This window comes from Rhizobium sp. WCS2018Hpa-16 (assembly GCF_031843705.1).
Lineage (GTDB): Bacteria > Pseudomonadota > Alphaproteobacteria > Rhizobiales > Rhizobiaceae > Agrobacterium > Agrobacterium tumefaciens_C.
Window position 1 is genome coordinate 99,632 of sequence record NZ_JAVTIX010000008.1, and the last position, 26,543, is coordinate 126,174.

The following is a 26,543-nucleotide window of genomic DNA, read 5'->3' on the forward strand; positions in this document are numbered from 1 at the left end:
CTTCACGGGTTGATCGTGGAAGATCCGGATCTGGGCCAGGAAGCCATCGACAGAGAGCGGGATTGGCCGTGGTTCATGCTGGCGATCACGAGGTGATGCGGCGTGTTGTCCCGAACCTATGCGGGCCAAACTTAAGACAGTTCTGATGGGGCTCATTCAAAAAGGGACGAGACCTATGTGAGCGGAGATGACGCGATCGTTCGTATTCCGGCCTGACCTCCCGACCTGTTGTCATCCTGTCAATTTCGCCAGGTATCGGCGGTGCGAAAAAAGGCCATTTTACTGATGACCGAGGGTTCTGATGAGCGAAATGGTTCTGAACCTGACAGCATTGCCTGAAGAAACGCGGGAGTTGATAGGACATGCTTGGCCGTGACGAATTTTCCGTGTTGATCGAACGGGCAGGGCTGAAACTTGACGACGACCAATTTGAAGCTGCCTGCGCATCATACGCAAATCTCCGGGTCTTAACGGATTTGGTGCGAATACCGCGTGATCGCCGGGTGGAGTCTCCCCACGTGTTCCGTGTCGATGGACCAGCAATTCCAAGGCCCTGCATCACGGACGATCGACCTTCGACGGACGAGGTGTGACAGATGTCGGAGCTCTGGGAACTTGGGATAGCTGAAACCGCACGAATGATTGCTCGAAAGCAAGTCTCACCTGTCGATGTCGTCGATCATTTTCTCGCCCGTGCTACGGCGCTCAATTCCACACTCCATTGTTTCACGACGATAGAGGACGATCTCGCACGTGTTGACGCCCGCAAGGCTGAGGCTGAAATCATGGAAGGCCAGTACAAAGGACCTCTGCATGGCATTCCGTACTCGGTGAAAGACATCATTGATGTCTCGGGCCTTCCGACCACCAACAATTCTCGCCTTACACTGGGTGACGTCGCAACCTCAGACGCCTCAGTCGTAGCTAGGCTTCGCGCGGCTGGCGCTATCTTGCTGGGTAAGACCGAAACACAGGAGTTCGCCATGGGTGGGCCGGATTTCAGCCTGCCCTTTGGGCCAGCACGCAATCCGTGGGATCTCGATCGCTTCACCGGGGGCTCGTCAAGTGGGTCGGCAGCAGCCGTCGCTGCGGGAACAGTGCCGCTTGCGATCGGAACGGACACGGGCGGATCGATAAGGACGCCGTCAGCCTATTGCGGGATTGCGGGCATGAAACCGACATATGGTCGGGTGAGCCGCCGGGGGATGACGCCGCAAGCCTATTCCATGGAGACCGCCGGCCCAATGACATGGTGCGTCGACGACAACGCAATAGCACTCCAGGCTCTTTCAGGTCATGACCCACGCGACTCGTCTTCAGTCGACATTCCGTCTCAACCTTGGACGGAGGCTACGTCTTTAGGCGTGTGTGGCATGAGGATAGGTCTCCTGCGCAGTTTCCATGAAGAGGAGCCCAGTTCCTTTTCAGACGAATGTGTCGCCGTTTTCGAAGAGGCTGCCAGACTTTTTGAAGACGCTGGTGCCACCACCACGGATGTATCATTATCACCTCTGCGTTACTATTTTGCCGCCCAGCGCGTCATCATGTATAGCGAGGCGGCAGCCGTCCACGAAGACGATTTCAGGCGCAATCTTCATCTCTATGGTGCGTATTCGGTCGAGCGCTTTTTACCAGGCTTCTTGCTGACCGCGACCGATTACCTCCAGGCATGCCGCCGGCGTGGGGAACTGACCACAGAGCTCGCCGAGGCCTTTTCATCTGTCGATCTGCTTTTGGTGATCGGTGCGCTTGGCGTCGCACCTCTCATCCGTGACGTGGCAAAAAACTCCCTTGTGAATGGGACCCCGTCCGTCAATGCCGCTTTTAACCTGACGGGCTCGCCAGCCATGAGTGTACCTGCGGGTTTCGGTGCTGACGGCCTGCCGCTTTCGGTCCAGATCGTCGGGCGCAATTTCGACGAGTTCAGTATCTATCGCGCGGCTCAAGTCATCGAAGACGGAATGGGCTGTAGAGCAATCCGCTCACAAGCCAGTCGTCAAGGGCTAGGAAGACCTGACGGGGATGAGATCGGCCCATGGCTCCGTGATATCCGTCAACCCAACAAGAGCTCGGAAGCCGCCGGCTCATTGAGCGATGGGGCGAGATCGTTCTGATCGTCGTCGGTGTATCCCTGGTGGGTGCCTTCTCAGCAATCGCGGCACCTGGCTTGTTTTGATCGCCGTCGCCACCGCAACAGGGAAGCGCGACTGATGGCCATCGCCCATGTTTTTTTGGCCGCTGCAGAGTTTGGCTGAACATCAACGACTGGCACTGGCGCGAACCATGACGGTGCGCAAACCGGTCGGGGGGCGGACGTCGTCAAAACTGCCGGGGCTGATAGAGCTGGTGATGGCGAGGCCATTGGTGTCGGCCGCGATAATCGCCACGGAACCTGGTGTCACGCCGCGTGCGGCGCTGCGGATCGTCGACGCAAGTTTGGTGACCGCTTCGTTGATTGTCTCGTCCTTCTTGTTGCGCTCCGCCGCTGACGAACGATCGGTCGATTTGAGGGGGTGACAGGATGTTCTTTCAAAAGTCTCAGAGACGCGGGCTCTGTCCCGAAGCCTCGGCGCAGTCGCAAATGCCAAGGGAGTGACTGCTCACGACTCACGAGGCCCCTTGGGCCACCGGATATTTCCCGCTCAACCCATTGACGGATTCATCAAAGAGCATCTGGGAATAGGGATGATGCGTCACACCGCGTTGCAGGTCTTCCTTCGTCAGTTCATCGACAAAACTGCCGTCCTTCATAACCAGCACGCGGTCGCACATGTGGGCGATCACGGAAAGATCGTGGCTGACGAGCACATAGGTCAATGTTCGCTCATCTCTCAAATCGCACAATAAGTTGAGAACTTCAGCCTGTACCGAAACGTCCAGTGCTGACGTCGGCTCATCCAGAAGCAAAATGTCCGGCTCCAACATCAGTGCCCGGGCGATTGCAACGCGCTGGCGCTGCCCTCCAGAAAGCTGATGCGGGAAGCGATCAGCAAAGCTGGTTGGCAAGCCAACCTGCTCCAACGCACCGGCAACTCTGTCCCAGCCAGCGCCCTTTTTCATGGCGCGAATGGGTTCTGCCAACACTCTTTCTATGCGGTGGCGAGGATGGATGGAGCCGTAGGGGTCCTGAAACACCATTTGCGCCAGCAGCAATTGTTCCTTGCTACGTTCCCGATCGACTGGCGTCCCCGCAAGGGAGATCGTTCCCTGCCAGTGCCTGTCCAGCCCCGCTAGAGAGCGAAGTACTGTGGATTTTCCGCAGCCCGATTCACCAACGATGCCCAGTGTCTCGCCCTTTTTCACGGAGAAGGACACCGATTTAACAACTTGCTTGCGAGCTTCGCCCTGAGCGAAAGACACCGACAGGTCCTTGACCTCAATCATGATAGGCTCCCTGCTGCATTGATGGCTTGGCGATCCAGAACCTGCAAGCGGGAAACAGGATGTTTGGGATCTGGCATGGCGGCAATCAGCCCACGCGTGTAGGGATGTTTCGCTTCCTCAATTCTGCTCAGCGTTTCGATAACCTGTCCCTGATACATGACGAGAATTCTTTCGCAAAAGGATGCGACCATGCGAATGTCGTGGCTGATGAGCAGAAGTGCCGAATTGTTTTCCCGCACCAGTTCGTCAAGAAGCCTCAGGACATCGCCTCTGACGCTGACATCCAACGCCGATGTTGGCTCATCGGCGATGACAAGACGCGGCTTGGCCAGCAGCATCATTGCAATCATGACCCGCTGACCCATACCACCGGAAATCTGGTGCGGGTAGAGTTCCATCGTACGTTCAACATCTGCGATACGGACTTTTCCAAGCATTTCAGCAGCAAGTTCAAAAGCGCGTTTCTTGCCAATTTTCTGGTGTAAAAGAGCCGCCTCAGCTACCTGTTTGCCAACTTTGAGCACGGGGTTGAGGGAGTAACGCGGGTCCTGCATAATCAGTGCTATGCGGTTGCCACGAAGGCCGCGCATTGCTTTTTCACTGCGGCTGAGAAGTGGCGCAGCTTCGAAATCGAGCGTTGTGGCCTCTACGCGGGCAGAAGGCGGCAAAAGCCGCATGATTGCGCGCCCAAGCGTAGATTTGCCGGAGCCAGATTCGCCAACAATGCCGACCCGCTCTGCGCCGAGATCAAAGCTCACATTTCGGACGGCCGGAATTTCCGCCCGCCCGAAACGGACCGACAAATCCCTGATTTTGAGAATGGTTTCATTATCGGGCATGGCGAGGATCCAGAATATCGCGAAGCGTATCTCCAACAAGGTTGAACGCAAGGCTGGTGACGAGAATGGCGATGCCCGGCATGACGGCAACCCACCAGTTATCGAGCATAAATTTGCGTCCGTTGGAGATCATCGCGCCCCATTCCGGTTCCGGGGGTTGTGCTCCCAAACCGAGAAAACCAAGCGCTGCGGCCGTAAGAATGACGCCCGCCATGCTGAGAGTTAGCCGTACGACAACAGAGGGAATGCACATCGGTGCGATGTAGAGCAGCAGTAATCTGGTCCCTGAGGCCCCGTAAAGCCTGGCAGCAGCCACGTAGTCTGTGTTGCGTACAATCAGGGTTTCGGCGCGAGCCAATCGCGCGATCGGCGGCCATCCCGTCAAAGAAATAGCGATAATGGCGGTGTTGAGTCCAGCGCCAAGGGCTGCGGCGAAGGCTAGTGCGAGGATCAATGAGGGAAAGCTAAGGACAATGTCTGTCGCCCTCATCAAGAATGCATCGGTTCGTCCACCCACGAAGCCAGCCACAATGCCAATCAAAAGGCCAATGGGGCCGACGATCAGCGAGACGGCGAGGACCGTTTGGATGGTGATGCGCGTACCATATATCAGGCGAGAAAGAATATCGCGTCCGAACTCATCCGTTCCAGCCCAATGGGCAAAACTCGGCGGTTGCAGCGCTTGCGAAAGATTTTGCGAGGTCGCACTGTAAGGCGCAATCCACGGGGCAAGAATGGCAACGATGACCAGCAAGAGCAGGACGGCAAAACCGAACATTCCCAGAGGTTCGTCTGCCAGCTTTTTGAAAAAGCTCTTGAAGCTGCCAGTGGCCCGGCCAAGAGCACCCGATGCTTGGGGACGGGCGACCAGTGTTTGACTCGTGTTCATGTCGTGGCCTCTCTCGTGCGGGGATCGAAAACCAGATAGGCCAGATCGGAAAGGAAATTCAACATCATGAAGATCAATCCAATGATAAGTGTGCCTGCCAAAACGGCGTTCATGTCGCCGTTCATCAAGGCGTTGGTCATGTATTGACCGATGCCGGGCCATGAAAACACAATCTCGGTCACAACCGCGCCTTCAAGCAATCCACCATAGGAAATCGCCAACACGGTTATCAGCTGCACGGCGATGTTTGGCAGAAGATGGCGCGTCACGATGCGCATACTCGATGCGCCTTTGGCGCGTGCGGCCACGACATAGTCCTGGTTTAACTGCTCCAGAGTGAAGCTGCGCGTCATGCGAGTGATGTACGCCATCGCCGAATAAGCAAGAATACAGGCGGGGAGAATGATATGGTGAACTGCATTCCAGAACACCTCCGTGTCGCCAGCCATGAGGCTGTCGATCAAAAGTAGACCGGTTTTGGGCTCGACAAGGCCTTCCAGATAGACATCCACGCGTCCCGGACTGCCAGCCCATTGAAGACCTGCATAAAAAATCACCAAACCCACGATGCCGAACCAGAAAACTGGAATGGAATGGCCAACGAGCGAGATGACCCGCGTAAATTTGTCGAACCAGCTATCGCGAAAGAAAGCTGCTGTCATACCTAGCGGGACGCCCAACAGCGTCGATATGACAACCGCCAAAGTTGCGAGTTCCAAGGTTGCTGGAAACGCATTCTTGAGATCTTCAGTGACAGGGTTGCCCGTGAGGATCGCTGTACCGAGATCTCCTTGAAACAGGGAGGTCATGTACAACCAGAACTGATGATAAAGCGGTAGATCCAGGCCCAGCCGCTCCCGCATCGCCTGATAGGCCGTGGGATCGGCCAGTTCGCCAACGATTGCACCGACTGGATCGGTCGGCAAGATGCGACCGATCACGAAGGTGACGACAAGCAGGACGAACAGGCTCAAAAGCAGATGCCCGATCCGTCTAGCAAGCTCTAGGAGTGTAAACTCTTTCATGTGCGCAATGGCCTGATTATGGAGCGTCGGATTTCGTAACGCCTTCAATGCGGGTCAAAGACCATGGATGGCCGCTGTAACCCTTCAATCGGTTGCTCAAGACTATAGGCTCGAACCGTTCAAACATCGGCAAGACGGCAGGCTTGAGTTCAAGGAACTTTTCTTGAATCTGTTTGACGAGCTCCATGCGCTTGGCGTCATCCCGTTCGCTGTTTGCCTGCTCGCGTAGCGCATTCAGCTCAGGAATGTCCCAGGCAGAGCGCCAGACAAAGTTGCCAGCGTTGTTTGCTTCTTTGGAGTTGTTGGGATTAGACGCAAAGTTATCCAGGGAACCCAGTGCAGTCGGCATGAACGAACCGGTTTGAGGAATAAGCAGATCGAAATTGCGCGCGCGGTGTGCGGCAACGATGTCTGCGCCATTGCCCTGTTGGATATTTACCTTGATGCCGATGTCGGCAAGGTTGGCCTGAATAGCCGTTGCCATATCCACCCGAGGCGTTTGCGAAATGGTTTTGAGCGTTACCGTGAAGCCATCCGGGTATCCGGCATCTGCCAGAAGCTTCTTGGCCTTCTCGGGCTGGAACGACCAGTCGGGGTTTGCAATGGCACCTGCCCAGTCCTCTGGCACTGGAACGTTGCGGACGCGGCCGTATGAGCCCAGGATCGTATCCGCTATGCCTTTGTAATCGATGCCGTAGGCAAGCGCTTCACGCACTTCTGGCTTGGAAAAAGGCTCTGTGCCTGCATTCATAGCAAGGACGTAATAGCCACCCGTCTTGACCTTATCGATGACAAAGCTTGCGTTGGTTTCGAAGGTTTTGACATCTGCTGCGGTCAAGGCGCTTGCGATATCGATATCGCCGCGCTCAAGCATCAAACGAGCTGCCTGACTTTCGGGAACGTGGCGCATGATGATACGACGCATGGTCGGTTTTCCGTCGCGATAATCGTCATTTGCTTCCAGAAGAACAATATCATTAGGTGTCCAGCGACGCAGGACGTATGGACCTGAACCCGCGGTCTTGGTGCGTAGCCACTCATTGCCATAATCGTTGTTGGTGATGTGCTTTTGGACTTCCACGCTGTCAACGACGGATGATACACCCATCGCGAGACGGTACAGGAGCGCTTCAGGAATAACTTTGTCGGTCAGCTCGATCCGAAACGTCTTTTCGTCGGGAGCGGAGACAAGGCTTTCAATGTTGGCGGCGGTATAACCAGCCGTCTTGTAGTTGGTTGCTGCAGATTGATCGAGCTTCAAAAGCCGGACGATGGAAAACAGGACGTCCTTGGATGTTACCGGATTGCCCGACGAGAATTTTGCGTCCTTCAGCTTGAAGGTGATACCCTTGTCGTCAACCTGCCAGCTTTCCGCAAGTTGCGGTTTGATTTTGTTGCCGTCCGTTTGATCGGCGAAGACAAGCCGGTCGTAGGTATTCGCCAATATTTCCTGGGTCTTCACTTCGGTGCCTTGCTGGGGGTCAAGTGAAAGCACTTGCGCCAGTGAGGTGCCGATAACCAACTGATCGTTTGGTGTTGCTGCAACGGCCGCAGTGGAACTGGCAAGCGCGGCCAATAACGTTGCTGCAAAAACACGATTTGAACAAACTACATTCATGGGGCTTCTCCTCCAAGATAAACCATTTCGGTACGGGACAAGTCATACGATGATTGCGTTGTTTTTGTGAGCTTTGCCGTACATCTGGTATGATGTCTTAGATTATTCGCCCCGTCTTTAAACCGAAGTGAACCTCAATATTGCTCGGCGCGCAAGTCGCGTTTGCATGTATTCGGCATCCTCTTTGCGCTTTGCGAGCCGTCAAACGTCGGCTCTCTGAAGAGATGATGCAATCAAAGAGAAAATTCAGTATCTCTTCATAAACCCAAGGTAACATTCGTCAATTACCGAATAATGAGCGTTTTCAATGAGAAGACGACATGTCTTGAATGATCATCAACACCGTGCATAAACTAGTGTTTGATTGCAGCAATAAGGCGGTACCTACCTATGGGAGAAGTTCCCATACTCAAATTTTTTGAACCTCGACAAGGGACAGAAGAGGTATTATCTCTTTAAGCCAATCAGGAGGAATGACATGTATGTTGGAACGCAGCTAGCTGCCCGCGATGATGATGATTATCGGATTTGGTCGCAGCTTGGAGTTAATAACATCTGCGCGGACCCAGACGGCCCATTGGACAGTTGGGGTCTCGACGATCTTAGACGTTTACGCGAAAAAGTAGAAAGCTTTGGTCTTACGCTGGATATGATCCAGCTTCCTTTGCCTTCAAGTCCGATCGAAACGGCCACATATCCAGATATTTTGCTGGCCGGTCCAGACCGTGATCGCCAGATCGATGCGATCTGCAAACTTATTGAAAACCTTTCCGAAGCGGGTATTCCTGCAGCCAAATACAATCTCAACCTTATCGGTATCCCCCGAACCCCCGATGAGTTGGGAAGAGGGGGCTCAAAAAACGCCTCCTTCCGATGGGACAAGACCGACCAGAACGCGGCGCCCGGCCAAGCTGGCATTCTTTCGGAAGATGAAAACTGGGAACGGATCGACTATTTCCTTGAGCGGGTCGTGCCTGTCGCGGAAGCGAACCGCATTCGCCTAGCCTGCCATCCGCACGATCCCTACACGCCACCGGGTTATAAGGGCGTAACCCGAGTCCTGGGAACCGTGGATGGGCTGAAGAAATTCGTCACGATGCGAGAAAGCGCCTATCACGGACTGAATTTCTGCCAGGGAACGGTCGGTGAAATGCTCGATAATCCCCGTGAAGAGATCGATGACGTCATTCGCTGGTTCGGCAACCGGAACAAAATTTTTAATCTTCATTTCCGCAACATTCGCGGCAAGAAGCTGTCGTTCATGGAAACCTTTCCCGATGAAGGCGACATGGATATGGCCCGGTCGCTGAAGGTTTATCGTGAGGTGGGTTACAAATACATGATAATGCCGGACCACGTACCCACCATCTCCGGTCGTGATCCACAAGGTGTCGCATTTGCTTATTGCTATGGTTACACAGCGGCCCTGCTTCAAGCGCTCGATGCCTACGGGGCTTAAATTGTGCTGAATCCCGCACATATTCCTGTGCGGGAAGAGACCCCCGGAGCATTTAGTAAGGCGTGACCCGGGCGTGACGATCAACATATAACGGGCCGCACCTGGCCTTCAGGAATGACGCAATGTTCTCACACAAACGTGCCGATTTAGGACCAGACTTTGTTTTTGGCGTTGCGATGGCTGCCCATCAGATTGAGGGCGGGCAGACAGACGGACGCGGCTCGTCGATCTGGGATACATTTTCTGCAACACCCGGAAATATCAAAAATACGGATAACGGAACAATCGCCTGTAACCACTATAGTCGCTGGGCCGAAGATCTCGATCTAATCCGGGATGGCGGATTTGATGCCTATCGCTTCTCCTTTGCTTGGTCTCGTCTCATTCCCGAAGGAGCGGGTGCGCTCAACCACGCCGGGTTCGATTTTTATGATCGTCTGATCGATGGCATGCTGGAACGTGGCATCAAGCCCTTCGCCACGCTGTACCACTGGGATTTACCCAGCGCATTGCAGGATCGTGGTGGATGGATGAACCGCGATACCACCAAGGCTTTTGCCGACTATGCCGCGCAGGTCAGCCGCCATTTCGGCGACAGGCTGGAGAGTATCGCGACGTTCAATGAGCCGTGGTGCATCACTGTTTTAAGCCATTTTCTTGGCATTCATGCGCCAGGCTATCGCGACGTGCGGGCGACCGCCAGAGCGATGCACCATGTTTTGCTCGCTCACGGCCTTGGCATCACCGCAATGCGTGAAGAGAGCATCAAGGACAAGCTAGGAATCGTCGTCAATATGGAGAAGGCCGAGCCCTTCAGCCAAAGCCCTCAAGACATCGAAGCAGCTGCTTTGGGAGACGACATTTTCAATCGCTTCTTCCTTGATGGTGCTGTGAAGGGGACCTACCCCGAACGTGTTACGAATATTCTTGAGCCCTATCTTCCTGCCAAGTGGCAAGACGACATGAGAGCAATGTGCCCGACAATCGATTGGATCGGCATAAATTATTACACGCGCTCGCTCTACAAGCATGATGATAGCGTGCCGGTGTTCCCATTCACGCAGTCGCGTGGCGACCTCGAAAAGAGCAATGTGGGTTGGGAAGTTTACCCGCAGGCGCTCACCGAGTTTCTTGTGCGCGCCTCCAAGGATTATCCGGGTCTGCCGATCTATGTGACCGAAAACGGCATGTCGGAAACAAACGAGAGCAAACGTATTGCCTTCTTCGACAAGCATTTTGGCGCCATCCGCGATGCGCAGGCTCAAGGTGCAGACGTACGTGGCCATATCGCATGGACCCTGATCGACAATTTTGAATGGGCTGAAGGCTATGAGCCCAAATTCGGTATTGTAGGCATGGACCCCGCGACCTTGGATCGGTTGCCCAAGGAGAGTTACCACGCATTCCAGAACATGCTGAAGGACGGGCCCCAATAGAGACGAGACACTCCAGCTTCGTCACAGCCCATCCGAAGTACGGAGCAAAGCATGCGCGCGACAGGAACAGTGCATAACGCCTATGCGATTGGCACCGTCCATGGCCGCATTTATGGGTCGTTCATTGAACATCTGGGTCGCGCCGTCTACACGGGCATCTATGAGCCCGTGCATCCGACCGCAAAGGGTAACGGCATGCGGCAGGACGTTATCGATCTGGTGCGCGAACTGGATGCACCAGTCGTCTGTTATCCCGGCGGTAATTTCGTCGTCGGTGGAGCATTCGAAAAGTGGAGGATGATGCAAATGCAAAAAGTTATGCTGATAGCTGCAGCCTACCTGACTTTCGCAGGTGCTATGTTTACGACGACGTCGACATCGTTGGCGAAAACAATGGTTTACGTGTCTGCCGCAACCGATGGTCAGATCAATACCTACAGCATGAACGAGGAAACAGGTGCCTTGACGCCAGAGGGGAATGTCGAAGCCGGTGCCTCTGTTATGCCAATGACCGTAAGTCCCGACGGCAAGCATCTTTACGCGGTTGTTCGTTCGCAGCCTTACCGTGTGCTTTCGTACGAAATCGACCCCAAAACGGGTGGCTTGACAGAAAAAGCTACGGCCGCGCTTCCCGATAGTATGCCCTATGTGTCGGTTGAAAAATTAGGTCGTCTTTTGTTCTTCACGTCCTATGGCGGCAACAAGATAGCATCCTTGCCGGTGGACGCTGATGGCCTCGTTAAGGACGGTGCCACGCAAGTCATTCTGACAGGCCGAAATGCCCACTCGATCGTCAGTGACAAAACCGGAAAGTACGTGTTCGTTTCCAACCTCGGTTCCGATGTGGTCCTACAATATATTTTTAATGCCAAAACTGGTTTGTTAGAGCCCAATTCTCCCGCGAGTGTCGCAACAGGGGCTGGGCAGGGTCCACGTCACATCATCGTTTCACCCGACAACAAGTCGGTCTATGTCATCACCGAACTCAGCGGTGAAGTCATCCACTACGCACTCGAAGCAAACGGGACACTCACAGAAAAAGACGTCGTGGCAATTCTCCCGCCGGATGCCGGTCTCGAAAAGGGCGTCGCACCTCCGGTGCCGCCTGCATTCAATGCGCCGTCAAAACCAGTAGCGGCGCCCGCCGCTGCCGCTGTCGCGCCGCCAGCAAAGATCTGGGCTGCTGATATCGGTATCACGCCGGATGGACGGTTTCTCTATGCGTCGGAGCGCTCCACAAGCACGATTGCGATCTTCACCGTGTCTCTGAAGACCGGCACACTGACGCGTGTGGGCTCCATCGAAACCGAAAAGCAGCCGCGCGGCTTTCGCATTGATCCGACAGGTCGGTTCCTGATTGCATCCGGTGAGAAGTCGGAACAGCTTTCCGTTTATGGCATTGACCAGAAAGACGGATCTCTGAAAAACGTTGGGCGATACCGGGTTGGCAAGGGCGCAAATTGGGTCGAGATTGTTCGTTCCCCATAAAAACCGCGACGGCGCGCAAACTCTCAAACCACCCTGTGCCGATTGAGCTAGTTTGTCCAATCCTCAAAGATGCGTTCATTCCATGTCCGGCTGAGGTGACGAGCGATATGCCGAGACCGCATCGCGAGGCAAGTCCGCCTCGGATAAAAAAGAGAATTGAAGGTTTTCGCACGGTTTCTGAGGTGAAAGCGTGTTCCGAAACGATTACCTACATGCTCAACACAGTTTCGGCGCGAGGTGATTTGTCAATAGACGCGCACGACATCGCAGCGTCCGTCGGCCTAGTCTCATCAAGGCGTGTAACAGCCAGAAGCATATGTAAAATATGAAAAATCTGAGCACATAGCTTGTCCACTGGTGTCATTGGCCGCCATTCCTACGAATGCACCGGTGAAATTGGCATGTTCACCTTCTCCTCCTTCATCAGAAAGAGCGGAATGGTCCAGCAGCGGTCCGATCCGTATCCAGGCATCGTTTTTCCAATAAAAGAAGCGCGCCAGGGCTCCCCGGACTTCGATCCTCATTTTGACGGCCCCGGGCGGTACAGCAACAGCATCATCTAGAGCGAGTGTCGTTTTGCCTACAGGCCAAGCACCATTGCAATATAGGATCTGAAGTGAACGTCCGACGTTTTCGTCATGAGTTAGGCACAGATAATGGTAGGCAAAGCTGTTGTAGTAGGCAATCAGTCCTGCCATCTGATGATAGCTCTGTGGATCAGCGTAAACTTCGGTTTCGGCATCGAAGTCAAAATGCGTCTGGCGCCGTGCGACAAGTGACTGCTCGTACCAAGAGCCGACAGATTCACGCCCGAACAGGCGCAAATAGCCTGGTCGCGCCGTGAGCGAAAACAGTCGGTTCGGATTGGGTGTCCGCAGCCATTGGAATGCGTCCGGAAGGCCGGTGTGCACATCAAACGTATAACGTTCACTCTCGGACAAAGACTTCTGCTGCGGGTTGCTGGACATCAAAACCGTATCCTGCGGAGCGAAGGGTTCGCCTTGCAGCCGTAACCAGCCATCGTCGCCCCATATGCATTTCTGTATCGCGGTCTCGCGCCCCAACACCGAACGGCCTATACCTGGAAGCGGTCGACTGCAAAGATGAACGAGATAGGTGGCGCCATCCGGCGTTTCCACCAGATCGCCATGACCGGCCCGCTGGAGGTTGGCATCGGGGTGGAACCGGCTGGTGACGACATGGGTGTCCGGGTGAAGCTCGTATGGACCCGCAATCTCACCTGAGCGCGCCATTGTCACGGCATGTCGCATACCGGTGCCGCCTTCGGCGACCAGAAGATGATACCGCCCATCACGCCTGTAAAGGTGAGGGCCTTCTGCGAGACCATGTGGCGAGCCGGCGAAAATATTGCTGATCGGACCGATCAGTCGACCCTGCTCATGGTCGTACTCCTGCAGTAATATGCCGCCGAACTTCGAGGGCCGGGCCCGGTAGTCCCAGGTGAGGTTCAACAGCCATTTGCGGCCATCTTCGTCATGGAACAGCGAGGGGTCGAAGCCGGAGGAATTCAGATAGGTAGGCGACGACCATGGACCGTCGATGGTTTCCGACGTTACCAGGTAATTATGGCAGTCCTTGAATGAACCACTCTTGCGCTTGACGTCTGTGTAGATCAACCAGAAGCGACCATCTGCGTGGGTGAGGCACGGCGCCCAGACGCCACAAGAATCCGGCGCCCCGCGGAGATCCAGTTGCTCGGCTCGGTCGAGCGGCCTCTTCACCAGTCGCCAGTCGCGAAGATCGGTTGAATGATAGATTTGGACGCCTGGATACCATTCGAATGTCGAGACGGCTATGTAGTAGTCGTTCCCAACCCGGCAAATCGAGGGATCCGGGTGGAAACCGGGCAAGATAGGGTTCTGGATCATAGTCTCACTCTAATCGCCATTGACGCATGTAGCGCCTGTTTAAAACCAGCTGACCTCTTTTCAGATCAGCCTTTCCATGTCTGCACAGATTGAGCCCGGCGCCATTTTGTATTCTGGGCGACGATCAGACGGTAGCGTCATTCATGTCCGCGGAGCCTGCGGTCAAACCGGCAGTCGCCTCTCGCTGTCTGGATCGAGCTACATAGCCGCGACTGCCATCCATCAGCGTGCGGGTGTAAGGATGCTGCACCGTATTTTCGAGCAACTGCTGCCTTGTGGCAATCTCGACGAAGCCGCCGCTTTGCATCACTGCAACCCGGTCGCACAGATGGGCAACGACCGCGAGGTCGTGGCTGACGAGGATATAGGTGAGGTTTTCACGCTCCCTCAGATCCTTGAGCAAGTTGAGGATTTCCGCCTGTATCGAGACGTCGAGCGCGGAAGTCGGCTCGTCGAGAAGCAGGATACTCGGTTCGAGGATCAATGCGCGGGCAATCGCGACGCGTTGACGTTGTCCTCCCGACAACTGGTGCGGATATCGGTAGCGGAAACTGAGCGGCAGGCCGACATCTGTCAGGACCTTTTCGATGCGGTCTTGACGTCGGTCCTTGCCGTGGATTTCCAGTGGCTCGAGCAAGGTGCGACCAATCGTGTGCCGCGGGTGGATCGAACCAAACGGATCCTGGAAAACAAGTTGCTGCTTGGCAAGCTGTCCGTGGGTTCGCTTTTGGGTAATCGTCTCTCCATCGATCTCTATGATACCCGTCCACTGTTTGTTGCGACCCGCGATCGCACCGAGCACGGTGGATTTTCCGCAGCCGCTCTCGCCAACAAGTCCGAAAGTCTCACCTTTTGCGACCTCGAACGAAACGTCCTTCACCACTTTGATGAGGGTGTCGCCGCTGCCATATGATACGGCGAGTTGGTCAATTTTGATCATGGGCATATCAGTTCTCCAGCCAGGCGGGATCGCGACGCAGCACTTCCAGCCTGTCACGTGGATGATCGAGGCTCGGCAATGCGTTGAGAAGGCCACGGGTGTAAGGGTGCTTGGCCTGATCCAAATCGGCGGCGGCGATCGTTTCCACGATACGGCCCGCATACATGATGATCACCCTATCGCAGAAACTTCGGACAAGATTGAGGTCATGCGAGATGAAAATCAGACCTATGTTTCTTTCCGTTACGAGATCATCGAGGATCGATAGCACCTGCTGGCGAACCGTGACGTCCAACGCCGAGGTCGGTTCGTCGGCGATGATCAGGGAAGGGGAGGCGATCAGCATCATGGAGATCATGATGCGCTGTCCCATGCCGCCAGAGACTTCATGCGGAAAGAGATCAAAGACACGCTGCGGATCACGGATCTGAACACGTTCCAGCATGGAAAGTGTACGCTCGCGGGCTTCCTTTTTCGAGGCTCCCTCGTGCAGGATGACCGTTTCGGATATCTGCTCGCCGATGCTCATGACCGGATTGAGCGAATATTTCGGATCCTGAAGGATCATCGCGATGCGGCGACCGCGGATCGACAGCATCTCGTCTTCGGTGGCGCGAAGTAAGTCGATGTCCTCAAACTGGAGGCGATCCGCCTTGACCGAGGCATTCGGTGGTTGCAGTCGCATTATGGCGCGGCCTGTCGTGCTCTTGCCAGATCCGGATTCGCCAATAATGCCGATTTTCTCGCGACCGACCGTGAAGGAGACGTCCTGGACAGCTCTGACTGAACCTGAAAGCGATGGAAATTCGACCGACATCTTCTCGACAGTCAGGATAGTTTCTGTGAGTTTATGCATTGCGGGGATCCATGATGTCACGCAGCCCGTCGCCGAGCAGATTGAAGGCGAGGCTAACAACGAGGATGGCAATCCCCGGAACAGTCGTCAGCCACCAGGCATCCAGCAGATACTGGCGACCGGAAGCGGCCATCGAGCCCCATTCCGGTAGCGGCGGCTGCGCGCCGAGCCCCAGGAAGCCGAGGCCGGCGGCGGTGAGGATGATGCTCGACATGTTGAGGGTCAGGCGCACAATAACTGACGGTGCACAGAGTGGCACGATGTGACGCAGCAGGATGCGGGCCATGCTGGCGCCCTGCAATTCTGCCGCAACAACGAAGTCCGCATGGCGAAACGTCAGGGTCTCTGCGCGGGCAAGGCGGGCAATTGGCGGCCAGACCGTCAGAGCGATGGCGATCACCGCATTCTCAATGCCAGGACCAAGCGCTGCAGAGAATGCAAGTGCAAGAACGAGACTTGGGAAAGAGAGGAAGATGTCGGTAATGCGCATCAGCACGACATCCACCCAGCCACCGAGATAGCCAGCGGTCGCACCGATCGCGAAACCGATTGGCCCGACGATCACGGTCACGAGAATGGCGATGTAAAGCGTGGTACGACCGCCATAGACGAGCCGTGCGAAAACGTCGCGCCCAAATTCGTCGGTGCCGAACCAGTGCGCCGCAGACGGAGCCTGCAGTGCCTTCATGAAGTCCTGAGCGATTGGATCCTGAAGCGGCATGAAAGGTGCCAGCGATGCCATGATGATTAGGAAGATGATAACGACGAACCCTGCCAGAGCAAGCGGATTGGCAACCAAGCTAAGCCAGGCGATATAGATGTTGTGTAGGCGGGCCTGGCGCGAGGAGCTGAATTCCTCATTGATCAGCCAGGTGTGGAGATTTGAGAACGTTCCTGATTTTGTCATGGTCTCACCGGGTCCTTGGATCAATAAAGCGATAGGCGATGTCTGACAGGAAGTTGATGGCGATCGAAATCAGCCCGATCAAAAACACGCTTCCGAGGACAGCATTCATGTCAGCAAAAAACAGGGCGGAGGTCAGGTATTGTCCGAGCCCCGGCCATGCGAACACAGTCTCGATCAGCACGGTTCCGTCGAGCAAGCCGCAATAGGCGAGTGCGACGACGGTCAGAAGCTGCACACGGATGTTGCGGAAGGCGTGGCGCCAGATAATCGGTCGTTTGCCAAGACCCTTGGCGCGGGCCGTGAGGATATATTCCTGGTGAAGCTGTTCCAGCATGAAGCTGCGTGTCATGCGGCTGAGATAGGCCATCGCCGCGTAACCAAGGATCAGGGCCGGTGCGATGAGGTGGTGCAGCGCGCTCCAGAACACATCCCAATGCCCCCCCAACAGGCTGTCGATCAGTACGGAATTCGTCCGCGCCTCGACAATACCCTCGTTATAAACATAGATCCGGCCACCGGGCGGGATAACGCCAAGTTGCGCATAAAACAGCAGGATGACAATCGTGCCGAGCCAGAAGATGGGCGTCGAATATCCGAGCAGTCCCACGACGCGGGCAACATGGTCGACCCATGTTCCCTTGCGGACCGCAGCGATCACGCCGAGCGGAACACCAAGACCCGCGCCGATCAATGTCGCAAGTGTCGCCAGTTCTAGCGTGGCGGGAAACACTCGGGCAAGATCGTTAACCACGGGCTGTTTGGTGATATTCGACTGACCAAAATCGAGCTGTACGGCATTGCCGAGATAGTTCGCGAACTGCACGTATATCGGTCGGTCAAGGCCCATTTCCTTGTAGACGCGGTCATATGTCGCCTGGTCCGCTTGATCGCCAATGGCAGCGATCACGGGATCGGCAGGCACCATGCGTCCGACGACGAAGGTAATGACGAGCAGGCCGAGCAATGTCGTCAAGATCACGATCGCCGAAGTGGCGACTTTGCGTGCTGCCTTGAAAAGCGAATGGCTCGGAACTGGAGTAGATGTGGTCTGTGAAATACTCATTGCACTGTCCTTGGTTCGCAGATCATTCGCTCTTGGAAACGGTGTCCCAGCGTGTCAGCCATGTCGGATGTCCGACGTAACCTTTCACTTCCATGCGGACGGCTTTGGGATCGGTACGTTGGAATGACGTGACAAGAGCTGGTGAGGCGCGCAGATAGGCGTCGTTAATCCGTACATACAATTCTTTGCGCTTTTCCGGATCGATCTCGTGGGCAGCCGCAATTACCATGTCCTGTATGTCTTTTGGGACGTCCCAGGCGGTGCGCCACGCGACGAGCCCGGCGAGTTTCGCCGCATCTGAATTGTCGGCATTCGTGGCATAAGATTGAAGAACCGCATGCGGGTCGGGAAGACGATCGCCAGTGCGTGATGAAAACAACTCGAATTGGCGTGACCTGAATTTTCCGATCTGGTCACCGATCTGCAGATCGAGTTTGATCCCAGCCTTGGCGGCATTGTTCTGAAGCGATATTCCGACTTCGGATTCCGGCGTTCCGGGTTGGGCGAAATAGACTTTTGAAAAGCCGTTGGGATAGCCCGCTTCGGTGAGTAGTTGTTTTGCCTTGTCGATGTCCAGTTTGTAAGGATTGTCACTCCTTGCGCCCGGCAGGCCGGCCGGGATGATCGATTGCTGCTTGGTACCGTAGTATTTCATGACGGTGCTGCTGAGGCCGTCATAATCGATGAGATAGCGAAAAGCCTCGCGGACCTTCGGGTTGGAAAGGATCTCGTCCTTCTGGTTCAAAGCCAGATAGTAAAAGCCAAATCCTGGTACCTTCTGGACCGACACTTTGCCATCGGCCTCAAGCCCTGAAAGGTCTGTCGAGGACAATCTTGTCGCGACGTCGACGTCACCCGCATCGATCTGAAGCCGCTGGGCTGAGGATTCAGGGATATGGCTCATGAACACCCGCCGCATGGCAGGCATGCCTTTCCAGTAGTCCTTAAATGCATCGGCGATCAGAAGCTGATTGGAGCGCCAAGTGGTCAGGGAATACGGGCCTGAGCCCGCGTCCTGGGTCTGGAGGTAGTTGCGCGCCCAGTCACCGTTTTTTTCCCTGCTTGCCAGAAAGGCACTATCGACGATCGAGGTTGAGAAACTGGCCAGAGAATAGAGAATGAGGTTGGGGTTCCAGACCTCCGGTGTCTGCAGCACGAGCGTTTGGCCATCCGTCGCACGGATCAGAGCGTCGACGTTTTTTGCCGAAAACCCCCATTGGCGAAGGTCGGTCGACGGTGCGAGCCCCAGTTTCACTAGCCGGTGCAGAGACCACTCAACATCTTTCGCGGTCAGCGGATTGCCGGAGTGGAACCGCACTCCCTGCCGGATCTTGAAGGTGAATGTCTTCCCATCTTCAGACACCGTCCAGCTCTCGGCGAGCGACGGCTTTGGTACTGTAATGTTATCGACCGGCAGCTCGATAAGCCGATCGTAGAGATTGGCGACGACCTCGGCAGCCTCGAGCTGGTTGATTTCATGCGGATCAAGACCGCGCATCGTCGTCATCATGATAGCGATGACAAGTTGATCCGGTGGGGTTTTGGCAAATGCGGGCATACCGCTGGATGCGATCATCGCAGAGCTTACGATCGCAACAAAATTACGTTTCAACATGGTTTTCTCCCAAGGCTCCTCAACCCCGTTTTTCGAAATTTGTTATCGACAAGGCCGTCAAATCTGATATACCAGATCTCATATTAACTTCGGCACGTCAACGGATTTTGGAAAATGATTAATCGCTCGGACACACCCGCCGGTGGCGCGGGATTTGAAAAGATCGACGCCAGCTTCAATGTGACCGTGCGGGATCACGTCCATCGGATGATGCGTGCAGCCATAATTTCCGGTCGTTTTGCAACTGGTGAAAAAGTCAACGAGCGAAGCCTTGCTGAACAGTTCGGAGTCAGTACGACGCCCATCAAGGAAGCCCTTCGGCAGTTGGAGACCGAAGGGTTGGTTGAAGCCCTGCCGCGGCGCGGCGTGATTATTCGGTTTGCAAGCAGTTGGGCAGAGGAAATGATCCTAGCGCGCGCTGCGCTGGAATCGATGATTGCCCATCTGGCTGCAAAGCGGATCGACAAGAAGGGGGGGATCGAACTCGTGGCGACCGCCAATCTGATGCGAGAGGCAACGACATCGGGCGACGCCGACGGTCTGATCGCGCTCAACGAGACCTTCCACGATCTTATCCATAGGAGTTCGCGGTGCAGCTATCTATCAAAGCTGATCGAACGCCAGCAATTTTATGATGCGAGCATCCGTCGCGTCATTCACCTCGATCCGTCGGAGCGCCAGAAGGCACTCGAGGAGCATGTCGCCATCACCGACGCAATCGTCGCCGGGGATGCGGACAGGGCGGAGCGCTTAATGCGCGACCATGTCGTACGTTCGGGCGAAACCTACCAGTCCATCGTATTTGGAAAGCAGAAGGAGAGTGAGCGTGACTGACAAACTACAGGCCGTAAGAATGGCTCTTTCCGGGATCTCAGGCGTTCCCGTGACACCATACGCGAGCGACGGCTCGGTTGATGTGCAGAAGCTTGAGAAGCTTATCAAGGGGCTTGCCGCGGCCAAGGTCCACAACCTTATGGCGGCCGGCAATACCGGTGAGTTTTTTACGCTTACGATGGACGAGATCCGCCTCGTGCACCAGACGACGATCAGGGCTGCTGACGGCAAGGCTCTTGTCAGTGCGGCCGTCGGTCGTTCGCTGACCGATGCAAAGGCGCTGGCACGCGACGCCATTGCCGCAGGTGCCGATGCGATCATGGGGCATCATCCCATGGATCCCTTCGCCGGACCAGCTTATCAGGCTGCCTATTTCCTCGAGCTGGCGGAAACTTGCACGGTTCCAGTCATCGCCTATGTGCGCAGCGACGGCTTCTCCGTAGACGATTTCCGCAAACTGGCGCTACACCCCAATATTGCCGGTATCAAATTCGCCTCGCCCAATCTCATGCTACTGGCCGAAGTCATCCGCGCGACCCATGACGCACCGGCGATCTGGGTTTGCGGACTTGCGGAAGGTTGGGCACCGGCATTTTACGCGATGGGCGCACGCGGGTTCACCTCGGGTCTCGTCAACGTTTTTCCCGGGCGCTCGCACGCTATCCATACGGCGCTCGAGTCAGGAGATTATGCGGCGGCGCGCGGCCTGATCGATGGAATTGCTCAGTTCGAGGCGTTGCGCACGAAATACAATAATGGTGCCAACGTCACCGTCGTCAAGGAGGCGCTCGGCATGCTCGGGACAGACGTCGGCCCTGTGCGCGTACCAGGCGTGGTCGAACTGAACGCCGCTGAGCGTGAAATCCTGCGCGAAGTCGTGGACCGCGTTCGCTCCGACGCAAACGGTGCTTGAGGGAGAATTATTAGTGCATATCACTGGCATCAAGACTTACATGCAGCGCGTAGACGAGCGTCCGCGACTGCTTCTCAAGATCGAGACGAGCGAGGGCATCAGTGGCTGGGGCGAATGTTACAATCACGGCCCTGACTGGTCGCTGCCGCCGCTTCTCGACTACCTGTTTCACCAGATCGAAGGCGAAGATCCGCGCCGGGTCGAATATCTCGTCCTCAAGCTCAATCAACAATGCCGGTTTCCTCCCGGAGCTCTGGGCCTTGCCGCGATTTCCGCGATCGACCATGCGTTGTGGGACATCGCTGGCAAGGCTGCGGGTCTGCCGGTATACATGTTGTTGGGTGGCAGCGTCCGTGACCGCGTACGCGTCTACTGTGGCGTCTATACTGCGCCGGATGCAGAACACGCGCTCGATCAGACGCTGAAGCTCAATGAAGATTACGGTTACACGGCGTTCAAACTCAGCCCGTATCGCCGTGATCTGCATACGGGCAGGTGGGGTGAATTGGTCAAGGAGACCGGCGACTGGTTTGGCAGGATCCGCGAGATCACCCCCTCGCATTTCGAATTTGCCTTCGACGCGCATGCCAAGATCTTTGAACCTTACAAAGCCGTTCAGCTTGCCGCGGCGATCGCCCCGAACGACCCACTTTTCTACGAGGAGCCTATTCGCCCGGAGCACATTCCGGCATGGCGAGAATTGAAGTCGAAGGTCAACGTGCCGCTGGCCACAGGTGAGTCTCTCTACAACCGCTTCGAATTCCTGTCGCTGCTGTCGGCACAGGGTGCCGATATCATCCAACCAGACATCTGCGTCGTGGGAGGCGTCTGCGAAATGCGACGAATCGCAACACTTGCTGAAGCGCATTATGTCACCGTCGCACCGCACAATCCGATGGGTCCGCTGGCAACCGCAGTCAATATTCATTTCTGTGCCGCACAGCCGAATTTCCAGATCCTTGAGTTCAAGCCGCATGTCCACGCGCCGTGGGCGCTTGATCCATATATGCCGGTCGATGGACACATGGAGTTGCGGCCCGACCGTCCAGGCTGGGGGATCGAGATCGACGAAAAAGCTTTGCTGACGGACGACTACATTCATTGGCAACGCAAAATCACCAACAAACCGGATGGGTCTACAGCCTATCCTTGAATGTGACTTGTGCGATATGCCATCGCTGGTACTAATCAAACAATCATGAGGTGCGAGCCGCATGATTGTTAGAAACCTCGCAACTTGCATGAGGAAGGGCGCGTCACCCATTTTGGGATGTTCCGAACGTACGGGCCTGGACACCACAAATCCCGCAGGAATTCTCCAGTTTAAGGTTGGGTCCGTCTGGAGGTTCTCGCTCGATTTCGTTCAAGGCGACTGACGTTCAGGTAAATGACTCCATGTACCGTCATATATCGTGTTGAGGTTGTCTATGAGCGTCTATTAATTCAATCTTTGTCTCTTGCAGCTAGTGTGGGGGAAATCTCACCCCGCGTGACTACGGCAGGAACGCCTTGGTCAGGTTGCAAAGTCTTGAGGACCGTCGAATGAGAATCTCCATCAAACAGATCTTGATTCTCGCCTTCGCAGGTTTGAGCTTGTCTGTTATCGGCCTTGTTGGCAAATTGTTGCAGCAAGAAGTGGCCATCTACCGCAGTTCCACCGAGCTCTCGAAGCTTTCGCAACTAGATGCGCGGCTGTTCGACGTGCTTCTAGGTCTTCGCGGCGAGCGCGGTGCTATTTCCTCGGCGGCTAAGCTGGAACCCGCTGATGTCCAGTCGAGTCTTGCAAACCTGGAGGAGGGCCGTAGGGCGGTCGATCCCGCCGTCGCCTCTGCGAATACCCTGGCGGATGAAATCGGTTTGGCTACGCTCGACCAATCCATGGCGCCGCTCATGAACGGCTATACGCAGTGGCTTTCCACTCGCCCGCAAATCGACGCCGCTTTGAAACTGGCCGTCGCACAACGGGATCCGGCGCTTGCCAAGAACGCTCAGACACAAGCCGATCAGATGTTGGCGGATCTCGAAAAGGCTGCCAGCGCGGTCGAACTTGTCATCAATGATCGCAATCCGCAACTGACGATGTTCACACAGCTCAGGTCTCTGGGATGGTCGATGCGCACCTACGGCGGCTCGGCAAATTCGACCCTGGTCGGCGCGATTATCGCCAAGGAAGCCCTGAGCCCCGCCAAGATGACCGAGATCGCCGTGCAGGACGGTAAAACGTTGTTTGCCTGGAGCCTGGTCAAGCAGATCGTCGCCAGCCCTGCAATTCCTGCGGATATCACCACGCAGTACAAGGTTGCCGAAGCCACTTATTTTGGCGGAGCTTATGCGGAGCGAAAGGCCGCGGCGCTGAAAGCGTTTGCAGCCGGCCTGCCTATGGAAATGGCCGTCGACGAATGGCGCAAACTTGCGGCTCCGGCGCAGGCGTCACTCGCCGATATCGCGGTTGCTTCGCTGAAGCAGATGACCGCGGTGACCGCAGAAAACGTTTCCACCGCGTCACTCTCCATCGTCATCTACGGCTTCGCTATGGCTCTGACCTTGGCCCTGTCGATCGCCGGCGTTCTGATGGTGATCTTCCGCATCGCAAATCCAATCGGCCAGCTGACCTCCGTCATGCGCAAGCTGGCGGGCGGCGACCTGTCGGTGGTGATTGCCGGCTCCGGCCGCAGCGACGAAATCGGCGAGATGGCCAAGGCCGTCGAGATCTTCAAGGATGCCGCCTTGCACAATAAGGCGATGGAAGCCGAAACCGAAGCGTCGCGCAAGACGGCCGAAATCGAGCGCATCGCCTTCCAGGAACGCGCCGAGCGGGAAGCAGAAGAGCGCCTGACGCAGGCAACCTCGGGTCTCGCCCGTGGTCTCCAGGCGTTGGCATCCGGTAACCTTGCCTGCGAGATCGACGAAGTCTTCACCGCACAGTTCGAAAGCCTGCGTCACGACTTCAACAGCTCCGTCCAGCAGCTTCGCTCCACGCTGGAAAGCGTTAGTCATAGCGCGCTGAGAGTGCGCGGCGGCAGCGGTGAGATATCCTCCGCATCCGACCAGCTTGCCAAGCGCACCGAACAGCAGGCCGCCTCGCTGGAAGAGACGGCCGCTGCCCTGGAAGAAGTCACCACCAATGTCCGCCAGACTGCGGACCGCGCCAGCGAAGCGCGCGAAATGGTCCATCATGCCAGCACCCGCGCCGGATCGTCCGGCACGGTGGTGTCCAATGCCATTGATGCGATGAAAAAGATTGAGGCGGCGTCCAACCAGATAACCAGCATCATCAGCGTGATCGACGAAATTGCCTTCCAGACCAACCTTCTGGCGCTGAATGCCGGCGTCGAGGCCGCCCGGGCCGGGGATGCCGGCAGAGGCTTTGCAGTGGTCGCCCAAGAAGTTCGCGAGCTTGCCGAGCGCTCTGCCAAGGCCGCCAAGGAGATCAAGGGCCTGATCAGCAACTCCGAGACCGCTGTCACCCAGGGCGTCACCTTGGTCAGCGACACCGGCGCTGGCCTGAAGGAGATCGCAGATTTGGTCAACGCCATCCATCAGCACATGGAGGCGATTGCTACCGCCGCCAAGGAACAGGCTCTGGGCCTGTCGGAGATCAACACCTCCGTCAACCACATGGACCAGGTCACGCAGCAGAACGCGGCGATGGTCGAGGAAATGAACGCCGCTGGTGCCGGCCTGGCCGAGGAGAGCGTCCAGCTTTTGGAGCTTCTCAATAGGTTCGAAATGGGAACCGCCAAGTCTGCAGACCGCCAACCACCCCAGGCAATAAAACGGAACGCCGCTTGATACCCGCTCAGAGGCCCGCAATCGCGGGCCCGTCGCGTGCTGGAAATGGCACCATTCGCGTCACCGTTGACAACGCCTTTCTGATAACCGCCCGGCTTTCCGGCAGCAGACATCGGCGGCGCCTCCCGCACGCCGGTCCGCGCCGACCTGAACAGAACGACGTCCCTTTTCAGGTAGTTTTGTTTTCACGTTCCCCGCAGAAGGAGAGACGGCACGTCCAGCCCGCCGGGAGAACTCCCCAAAGCTGGAGAACGAATGCCGTCTCACACTTGAGGAAGCCTCGACTTCTGCGTTGTAACGCACCGGTTGTGCGCTGCTGTGGGCCAGGGCCGGTCTTTAAGCACTGCTCTCATAGGTCTCCGTCGGCTCACGATGTAATCGCCATTATACGCGTTGGGCGTTCGTGATGCGAGCTGACCTGTCCAAAGCCTCCAGTCTTTTTGACAAAGCGCAACGTCGCCACAGACTGCGTTCGCATTCGTGCTCAGTTCCAACCACCCCGCCAGAAGTCCCGGTTTGGCCGGACCAACCCAATTCATCTCTCGGCGCCAGCATAGATGCTTCTTAATTGACCCTCATATCATCGTGACGTGGTTGCTGGCAGTCCAGTGAGATCAATTACGGGCTGACAAGGGCGTTGGTTCAGGCGGAGAGGTCGCTGACTGCAGAGCCTGCGATAACGTCGCGGATCTCGGGTAAGGCCGGATTGGTATTCTCAGGGCTCCAGATGGCATGCAGCTCTGCAACGCATTGCTGCCTGAGGTCGAGCGGCCGGAATACGACATTGTCAAAACAGGCGTTGCGGGTTGCCGCAGGCACGATCGCGAGGCCTATACCGGCGCTGACCAGAGACAGGATGGCCTGAGAATGGGTGATGCTCTGGACGATGCGAGGCATGATGCCATGTTCTGCCATCAATGCGGTGACCTTATCGTGCAAATAGCGCGCTTGAGGTGAGAACATAATTATCGGCATGTTGTTCAAGGCGTCCAGTCCAGGCCTGCGCCTCGCCGCAAGCGGGTGCGCTCTTGGTATGGCTAACATCATGAGTTCACGCACAACGCTGAGACTTTCCAGATGATGTGCGCCGGAAAGCGGGCGCGATAGGCCCATGTCGATATCCCCCTGATTGATCGCCTGCAGCTGTTCCGCAGTTTCCATCTGCACCAGTTCGAGCTCGATGCGGGGCGCAAGTGCTTGCGCTGCGCTGATGAAGTTTGGCAGGAAGCCGTAGGTCGCTGCTCCGACGAAGGCGATACGGATCGAGCCTGCGCTGCCGCGGGAGGCACGGCGAGCAGCTGTCTTCGCTGCATCACCCTGAGCCAGAAGTTTTTGAGCTTCAACGAGAAAGGCATGCCCCGCGGCCGTGAGCGTGACACGTCGACTGGTCCGCTCAAAAAGTGCAACATCCAGCTCTTGTTCGAGCAGTCTGATCTGACGGCTAAGGGGCGGCTGGGTCATGTTCAGACGCCGTGCCGCTTGGCTGAAATTCAGTTCGGATGCCACCATAACGAAGGATCTGACCTGTCCCATATCAAGCATCAATTCAATTCCTGTATCGATATCCGTCAATATTCGATTTGGACTTAAATCGAT

Annotated in this window: 20 protein-coding genes and 1 pseudogene; 9 read left to right on the forward strand and 12 right to left on the reverse strand. The window is 56.0% G+C overall.

What is annotated here, in order from left to right; genetic code table 11:
* Positions 1-596: 596 nt before the first annotated feature.
* Together RQI55_RS19985 and RQI55_RS19990 are read left to right on the forward strand one after the other, a co-directional pair.
* Positions 597-2,114, forward strand: coding sequence for an amidase (locus tag RQI55_RS19985; protein WP_311273352.1), 1,518 nt, complete (start codon positions 597-599; stop codon positions 2,112-2,114).
* Positions 2,115-2,174: 60 nt separating this feature from the next.
* A pseudogene (locus RQI55_RS19990) lies at positions 2,175-2,517 on the forward strand (helix-turn-helix domain-containing protein); the annotation flags it as partial.
* 90 nt (positions 2,518-2,607) lie between these two features.
* Here the strand turns inward: RQI55_RS19990 and RQI55_RS19995 are convergent.
* From RQI55_RS19995 to RQI55_RS20015, 5 genes are read right to left on the reverse strand one after another with little or no spacing between them, the layout of a single operon-like run.
* Positions 2,608-3,384, reverse strand: a complete 777-nt coding sequence (locus RQI55_RS19995; RefSeq protein WP_042615801.1) for an ABC transporter ATP-binding protein — start codon at positions 3,382-3,384, stop codon at positions 2,608-2,610.
* Complete coding sequence (locus tag RQI55_RS20000) at positions 3,381-4,223, reverse strand: ABC transporter ATP-binding protein (RefSeq protein WP_311273353.1); 843 nt, start codon at positions 4,221-4,223, stop codon at positions 3,381-3,383. Before RQI55_RS20000 ends, RQI55_RS19995 begins: the two co-directional genes overlap by 4 nt.
* Positions 4,213-5,094: an ABC transporter permease gene (locus RQI55_RS20005; RefSeq protein WP_311273464.1), complete on the reverse strand. Its 882-nt coding sequence runs from the start codon at positions 5,092-5,094 to the stop codon at positions 4,213-4,215. The genes RQI55_RS20000 and RQI55_RS20005 overlap by 11 nt, the downstream gene beginning before the upstream one ends.
* A gap of 14 nt (positions 5,095-5,108) precedes the next feature.
* On the reverse strand, positions 5,109-6,137 hold the full coding sequence (locus RQI55_RS20010) for an ABC transporter permease (RefSeq protein ID WP_311273354.1): 1,029 nt from the start codon (positions 6,135-6,137) through the stop codon (positions 5,109-5,111).
* Positions 6,138-6,153: 16 nt separating this feature from the next.
* The gene (locus tag RQI55_RS20015) at positions 6,154-7,755 is read right to left on the reverse strand and encodes an ABC transporter substrate-binding protein (protein ID WP_311273355.1); all 1,602 of its coding nucleotides are present in this window, start codon (positions 7,753-7,755) and stop codon (positions 6,154-6,156) included.
* Between the two features lie 478 nt (positions 7,756-8,233).
* Between RQI55_RS20015 and RQI55_RS20020 the strand changes: the two genes are divergently transcribed.
* The 3 genes from RQI55_RS20020 (at position 8,234) to RQI55_RS20030 (ending at position 12,138) form a co-directional block, all read left to right on the forward strand.
* Positions 8,234-9,214 (forward strand): mannonate dehydratase, encoded by a 981-nt coding sequence (locus RQI55_RS20020; protein WP_042615805.1) that lies wholly within the window; start codon positions 8,234-8,236, stop codon positions 9,212-9,214.
* A gap of 122 nt (positions 9,215-9,336) precedes the next feature.
* Positions 9,337-10,650, forward strand: a complete 1,314-nt coding sequence (locus RQI55_RS20025; RefSeq protein ID WP_311273356.1) for a GH1 family beta-glucosidase — start codon at positions 9,337-9,339, stop codon at positions 10,648-10,650.
* 51 nt (positions 10,651-10,701) lie between these two features.
* The gene (locus RQI55_RS20030; RefSeq protein WP_311273357.1) at positions 10,702-12,138 is read left to right on the forward strand and encodes a beta-propeller fold lactonase family protein; all 1,437 of its coding nucleotides are present in this window, start codon (positions 10,702-10,704) and stop codon (positions 12,136-12,138) included.
* Between the two features lie 290 nt (positions 12,139-12,428).
* On the opposite strand, the gene RQI55_RS20035 is transcribed toward RQI55_RS20030, so the two are convergent.
* The 6 genes from RQI55_RS20035 to RQI55_RS20060 all read right to left on the reverse strand — a co-directional run bounded on the left by RQI55_RS20035 (position 12,429) and on the right by RQI55_RS20060 (position 19,408).
* Complete coding sequence (locus tag RQI55_RS20035; protein ID WP_042615807.1) at positions 12,429-14,027, reverse strand: glycoside hydrolase family 43 protein; 1,599 nt, start codon at positions 14,025-14,027, stop codon at positions 12,429-12,431.
* 124 nt (positions 14,028-14,151) lie between these two features.
* Positions 14,152-14,967, reverse strand: a complete 816-nt coding sequence (locus RQI55_RS20040) for an ABC transporter ATP-binding protein (RefSeq protein ID WP_409233757.1) — start codon at positions 14,965-14,967, stop codon at positions 14,152-14,154.
* Between the two features lie 7 nt (positions 14,968-14,974).
* Positions 14,975-15,823, reverse strand: coding sequence for an ABC transporter ATP-binding protein (locus RQI55_RS20045; protein ID WP_042615809.1), 849 nt, complete (start codon positions 15,821-15,823; stop codon positions 14,975-14,977).
* The gene (locus tag RQI55_RS20050; protein WP_207134545.1) at positions 15,816-16,730 is read right to left on the reverse strand and encodes an ABC transporter permease; all 915 of its coding nucleotides are present in this window, start codon (positions 16,728-16,730) and stop codon (positions 15,816-15,818) included. Before RQI55_RS20050 ends, RQI55_RS20045 begins: the two co-directional genes overlap by 8 nt.
* 4 nt (positions 16,731-16,734) lie before the next feature.
* Entirely contained in the window at positions 16,735-17,793 is a 1,059-nt protein-coding gene (locus tag RQI55_RS20055) for an ABC transporter permease (protein WP_042615811.1), read from the reverse strand.
* Positions 17,794-17,815: 22 nt separating this feature from the next.
* Positions 17,816-19,408: an ABC transporter substrate-binding protein gene (locus RQI55_RS20060; protein ID WP_311273358.1), complete on the reverse strand. Its 1,593-nt coding sequence runs from the start codon at positions 19,406-19,408 to the stop codon at positions 17,816-17,818.
* 114 nt (positions 19,409-19,522) lie between these two features.
* On the opposite strand from RQI55_RS20060, the gene RQI55_RS20065 reads away from it, so the two are divergent.
* The 4 genes from RQI55_RS20065 to RQI55_RS20080 all read left to right on the forward strand — a co-directional run bounded on the left by RQI55_RS20065 (position 19,523) and on the right by RQI55_RS20080 (position 24,947).
* Positions 19,523-20,242, forward strand: coding sequence for a GntR family transcriptional regulator (locus RQI55_RS20065; protein ID WP_042615813.1), 720 nt, complete (start codon positions 19,523-19,525; stop codon positions 20,240-20,242).
* A 19-nt stretch (positions 20,243-20,261) separates the two neighbouring features.
* On the forward strand, positions 20,262-21,155 hold the full coding sequence (locus tag RQI55_RS20070; protein WP_311273465.1) for a dihydrodipicolinate synthase family protein: 894 nt from the start codon (positions 20,262-20,264) through the stop codon (positions 21,153-21,155).
* 13 nt (positions 21,156-21,168) lie between these two features.
* Positions 21,169-22,308: a mandelate racemase/muconate lactonizing enzyme family protein gene (locus tag RQI55_RS20075; protein WP_077105514.1), complete on the forward strand. Its 1,140-nt coding sequence runs from the start codon at positions 21,169-21,171 to the stop codon at positions 22,306-22,308.
* A gap of 356 nt (positions 22,309-22,664) precedes the next feature.
* Positions 22,665-24,947 (forward strand): HAMP domain-containing methyl-accepting chemotaxis protein, encoded by a 2,283-nt coding sequence (locus RQI55_RS20080; protein WP_311273359.1) that lies wholly within the window; start codon positions 22,665-22,667, stop codon positions 24,945-24,947.
* Positions 24,948-25,589: 642 nt separating this feature from the next.
* Here the strand turns inward: RQI55_RS20080 and RQI55_RS20085 are convergent.
* Positions 25,590-26,489: a LysR family transcriptional regulator gene (locus RQI55_RS20085; RefSeq protein ID WP_311273360.1), complete on the reverse strand. Its 900-nt coding sequence runs from the start codon at positions 26,487-26,489 to the stop codon at positions 25,590-25,592.
* Positions 26,490-26,543 lie beyond the last annotated feature (54 nt).

Excerpts from the sequence above, each read along its gene's own strand:
- RQI55_RS20045 (WP_042615809.1), bottom strand. The coding sequence starts at position 15,823 with ATGCATAAACTCACAGAAACTATCCTGACTGTCGAGAAGATGTCGGTC.
- RQI55_RS20050 (WP_207134545.1), bottom strand. The coding sequence starts at position 16,730 with ATGACAAAATCAGGAACGTTCTCAAATCTCCACACCTGGCTGATCAAT.
- RQI55_RS20010 (WP_311273354.1), bottom strand. The coding sequence starts at position 6,137 with ATGAAAGAGTTTACACTCCTAGAGCTTGCTAGACGGATCGGGCATCTG.
- RQI55_RS19995 (WP_042615801.1), bottom strand. The coding sequence starts at position 3,384 with ATGATTGAGGTCAAGGACCTGTCGGTGTCTTTCGCTCAGGGCGAAGCT.
- RQI55_RS20025 (WP_311273356.1), top strand. The coding sequence starts at position 9,337 with ATGTTCTCACACAAACGTGCCGATTTAGGACCAGACTTTGTTTTTGGC.
- RQI55_RS20070 (WP_311273465.1), top strand. The coding sequence starts at position 20,262 with ATGGCTCTTTCCGGGATCTCAGGCGTTCCCGTGACACCATACGCGAGC.
- RQI55_RS20055 (WP_042615811.1), bottom strand. The coding sequence starts at position 17,793 with ATGAGTATTTCACAGACCACATCTACTCCAGTTCCGAGCCATTCGCTT.
- RQI55_RS20060 (WP_311273358.1), bottom strand. The coding sequence starts at position 19,408 with ATGTTGAAACGTAATTTTGTTGCGATCGTAAGCTCTGCGATGATCGCA.
- RQI55_RS20040 (WP_409233757.1), bottom strand. The coding sequence starts at position 14,967 with ATGATCAAAATTGACCAACTCGCCGTATCATATGGCAGCGGCGACACC.
- RQI55_RS20030 (WP_311273357.1), top strand. The coding sequence starts at position 10,702 with ATGCGCGCGACAGGAACAGTGCATAACGCCTATGCGATTGGCACCGTC.
- RQI55_RS20000 (WP_311273353.1), bottom strand. The coding sequence starts at position 4,223 with ATGCCCGATAATGAAACCATTCTCAAAATCAGGGATTTGTCGGTCCGT.
- RQI55_RS20085 (WP_311273360.1), bottom strand. The coding sequence starts at position 26,489 with ATGCTTGATATGGGACAGGTCAGATCCTTCGTTATGGTGGCATCCGAA.
- RQI55_RS20035 (WP_042615807.1), bottom strand. The coding sequence starts at position 14,027 with ATGATCCAGAACCCTATCTTGCCCGGTTTCCACCCGGATCCCTCGATT.
- RQI55_RS20065 (WP_042615813.1), top strand. The coding sequence starts at position 19,523 with ATGATTAATCGCTCGGACACACCCGCCGGTGGCGCGGGATTTGAAAAG.
- RQI55_RS20015 (WP_311273355.1), bottom strand. The coding sequence starts at position 7,755 with ATGAATGTAGTTTGTTCAAATCGTGTTTTTGCAGCAACGTTATTGGCC.
- RQI55_RS20020 (WP_042615805.1), top strand. The coding sequence starts at position 8,234 with ATGTATGTTGGAACGCAGCTAGCTGCCCGCGATGATGATGATTATCGG.
- RQI55_RS19985 (WP_311273352.1), top strand. The coding sequence starts at position 597 with ATGTCGGAGCTCTGGGAACTTGGGATAGCTGAAACCGCACGAATGATT.